Origin of the sequence: uncultured Boseongicola sp., assembly GCF_937988555.1 — a bacterium.
GTDB lineage: Bacteria > Pseudomonadota > Alphaproteobacteria > Rhodobacterales > Rhodobacteraceae > Boseongicola.
The window spans coordinates 1-3,779 of the sequence record NZ_CALJXO010000244.1 but is presented as its reverse complement, the minus strand read 5'-3'; the positions used below and the strand labels follow the sequence as shown (position 1 = coordinate 3,779).

The 3,779-nt window shown below is 53.4% G+C and carries 3 protein-coding genes; all 3 read right to left on the bottom strand.

Annotated features, from left to right (window positions below):
• Positions 1 to 1,063: 1,063 nt before the first annotated feature.
• Positions 1,064 to 2,149, bottom strand: a complete 1,086-nt coding sequence (locus tag Q1B15_RS14815; protein WP_299754905.1) for an ABC transporter ATP-binding protein — start codon at positions 2,147 to 2,149, stop codon at positions 1,064 to 1,066.
• Entirely contained in the window at positions 2,150 to 3,202 is a 1,053-nt protein-coding gene (locus Q1B15_RS14810; RefSeq protein ID WP_299754903.1) for an ABC transporter ATP-binding protein, read from the bottom strand.
• Positions 3,203 to 3,207: 5 nt separating this feature from the next.
• Positions 3,208 to 3,779, bottom strand: a 572-nt coding sequence (locus tag Q1B15_RS14805; RefSeq protein WP_299754901.1) for a carbohydrate ABC transporter permease, incomplete at its 5' end; no start/stop codon positions are given.

Genomic DNA, 3,779 nt, shown 5'->3' with positions numbered 1-3,779 from the left:
CCCCAATTGGAAAGTTTACCCTTGGAAAGGAAGATCGACTGTTGTGTATGGGACGGTCAGGTTTTCAAAAGAAAGGGGGCCGCCAGTTAAGGCGACCCCAAGACAACACACACACTCGTTACTACCTCAGTAGTGTCGCCGAACAAGCTGACCCTATTGAGGCATCTTCAGACAGTCTTCGAGACGATTTGGTGACGTCTTCAGGCTACCGCATCGGATCGAAGAAGGAATAGATCACCCAGGGGGTGGCCTAGTTGGCCCTCGCTGATAACCCAGCATTAGACGTTTGACGTCAGACGCGACGGAAAGAGGGACACGATCTCCGATCGTGTTGTACTGAGCACCTCATAACAAGGACGGGTAAAGGGATTGGGTTCCCCCTTTTGCTTCCATGCGGAGTAGCTCCGCAGCGTTAGGCTGGAGAAGATGAAGTAGAAATATCGATAGATCGGGGGCATGCGCGCGAAAGAAGGCGCGAAAATTTTGCACATGGGACACTCACAACACTGGTTAACACTTACTACACGACCTTTATTGCAGACAGGTGCGGCAGGACTAAGCCGGTATCCGAAATTTTTCGGGTAAATTAATCGCCACCTGCAAACAATCAAAGCCGTAGAGCAGCATTGTTCGTGAAGCGGGTTCGGTCAGGCTGGCTCGCATGCTGGTCGTCCTTATTGAGCCGCAAGCGAACGACTGCCATGGGCTCACTGCTGCCGTTAGCCGCATCGCAGCGATCCTGCCAAACGATCTCGCCCCGACCAACATGAACGGCCCAATCCGGACATTGACCGCTCCATACAACGCTGCGGTGCAGCTTTCGCATTGCGGCCATTCGTGCATGGCGCAGCATTTTTGTCGGCTAAAACGTCGGTGTGCGGGACAGAGCAGCCAAACCCTGGAACGAGGCGAAAGGCTTTCTGACAAATGTCAGCCAGGCCAATTGGCAGGCTACTTCATTCATGCGCCGCTAAAACAACCGGGTCGACCCAAATCGCTGTTGTTACGGTCGTTTCTACGCGAGGGGCGACCCTAAAATCAGATCAATCTCGGCAGGTCGCGGTCACCCTGCGTGTACGAGTGAGCCTTCGACGTACAAGAGTGCGTCATCGGTTCGCACGTTAACACCCAAGGTTTGACCAACTCGCATCTCAATGTGTTTGCGTGTTTTTGCTTTGATCACAACACCAGTCGCCAACTGCAAGGTTACGACGCCATCGACGCCAAGATGTTCGATTTTCTTGATCGTACCGACACCAATGTTTTCAGCATCAGCGGCCACGAGCGATACATGCTCTGGCCGAATGCCCAATTGATGCCGTGACCCGGCGGTGCCAATCGTCAAATTCTTAGTCAAATCAAGCGCACCGGTCCCGAGGGCTCCGTCACGGGGTTCGAGGGTAATCATGTTCATCGGCGGCGAGCCAATAAAGTAGCCGACAAAGTCGTTCTGCGGTCGTGAGAATAGCTCTGCAGGGGTGCCGGACTGTTGCAACAATCCATCCTTCATTACCACGATCTCATCCGCAAAGCTCATGGCTTCACTTTGATCGTGGGTTACCAGAATCATAGTCATGCCGGTCTCGCGGTTAATCTCGCGCAGCTTACGGCGCAGCATGAACTTCATTTGTGGATCAATCACAGTTAACGGTTCATCCAAAAGAATGGCGCTGACGTCTTCGCGCACAAGACCGCGCCCCAGAGAGATCAGTTGCTTTTGATCCGCGCTCAACCTTCGTGCTGGCATATCAAGCGCGTAATCCAGATCTAAAAGCGTCGCGACCTCGGCGACGCGGGCTTTGATGCGCTCAGGTGCCACACCACGGCATTCCAACGGAAACGCAAGGTTTTGGCGCACTGTCTTGGTCGAGTAGATCACAGGAAACTGAAACACCTGCGCAATGTTGCGTTCAACCGTTGGTGTTTGGGTAACATCCTGCCCGTCAAAAAGTAGGCGTCCATGAGACGGCGCGACAATCCCGGAAATGATGTTGAGCATCGTCGTTTTGCCACAGCCCGATGGGCCCAAAAGCGCATAGGTCTTACCATCCTGCCACGTCAGATTGACGGGTTTTAGGGCAAAGTCGGTTCTGTCTTTCGGATTAGTCAGATAACTGTGCCCAAGGTTTTCGAGTACGATTTCAGCCATTTACTTGGTCCTTATCGTGATGTTTTGCCCGTCCGAAGCGAACAGCATGAGGTGTTCAGCTTGAATCGATACACTTAGACGGGTCCCCGCTTCAAAGGTCTCGATGCCCTCAACCAGCATAATCGCACGGCCGAAATCGAAATCGAGGTGAACGATGGTTTCAGACCCGCTGAATTCAGACAGGCCGATAGTCGCGTTGAATGCGCCCCCCGGCTCAATTGCATCGGGCCGAAGCGCGATGGTGACGGGACCATCTGGTGGCAGCTGCAAGCCATTGTTCGGGGCCAACTGACCCTCGCCAAAATAAAGCGCACCACTGCGAACAAATCCCGAGATAAACGAAATAGGTGGATCGCTGATCACACTTGCGGCGTCTTTTGTCGGGGGATGCGCAAACAAGGCAGCAGGTGGGCCGCTGGCCACGATGCGTCCGTCGGTCATGACGATCATAGTGTTTCCCAGTTCCATCGCTTCGCGCGGTTCAGTGGTTGTGTACAAGATTATGCTGTCATCATTTCCGGCTACCAATCTTGGGAACTCTTCGCGCAGTTGTTCGCGCAGCTTGTAGTCCAGATTGGCCAACGGCTCATCGAGCATCAGGATACGTGATTTCTTGACCATGGCACGGGCCAGCGCGACACGCTGTTGTTGCCCACCCGAAAGCTGCGCCGGCCGGCGTTGTACGAAATCACCCAAGCCAACGGTCGTCAGCATCTTGGCCGCAAGTGATTGCGCCTCTGCTTTCCTTTTGCCCTGACGACGCAGCGGGAACGCCACGTTGTCCAAAACGCTTAGATGCGGATAGTTGATGAACTGCTGATACACGAGCGACATGCTGCGATCTTTTACAGGCCGTTTGGCGATACTTTGACCATCCAGTTGGATGTCGCCTTCAACCAACGGATTAAGCCCCATCAAAGCACGCAAAAGTTCGGTCTTTCCCGCACCGGTTCGTCCAAGAATCGTATATATGTTTCCCGCGTCAAACTGGAACGAAATGTCCTGCAAAGAGACTTTGGAATCAGCGGTCGTGAGTTGGTCAACTTGAAGCATGATACTTACCTAATGGCCCCCGACATAGTGCCGCGTGACATGTAACGTTCAACAATGACCGCGACGCAGGCCAATGGTGCGACCGAAATCAATGCGAATGCTGACAGCGACCACCAAGGTGTCACGGATGAGTTGAGGGAAACGATTGAGACCGGCAAAAGCTGGGTCTCGGTGAATGTAAGGGTGAAGGCGAAGAAAAAGTCGTTCCACCCGAAGATGAGGCAGAACATGCCTGCCACGACGAGGCCAGGAACTGAATTGGGTAGGATAACCCGAAAAAACGCACCAATCGGACTGCATCCGTCGGTCATCGCCATCTCGTCGAGTTCTTTTGGGATGCCGGCAAAGAAATCAGTCATGACCCAGACCGCGATGGGCAGCAGGAGTGCTACATAGACCAGCACCAATCCAAAGATCGTATCCAGCGCGCCTAACTCTTTGAGCATCAGGAAGAATGGGATCGCGAGAACGATGGGTGGCATGATCCGTTGCGAAATAAAGAAGAACGTGATGTCAGCATTTTTAACAAAACCCAACCGATATTCAAACCGCGACAGCCCGTAGGCGGCCAAGGTCC

Coding starts and splice junctions, on each gene's coding strand:
- Q1B15_RS14815 (WP_299754905.1), bottom strand. CDS start 2,149: ATGGCTGAAATCGTACTCGAAAACCTTGGGCACAGTTATCTGACTAAT.
- Q1B15_RS14810 (WP_299754903.1), bottom strand. CDS start 3,202: ATGCTTCAAGTTGACCAACTCACGACCGCTGATTCCAAAGTCTCTTTG.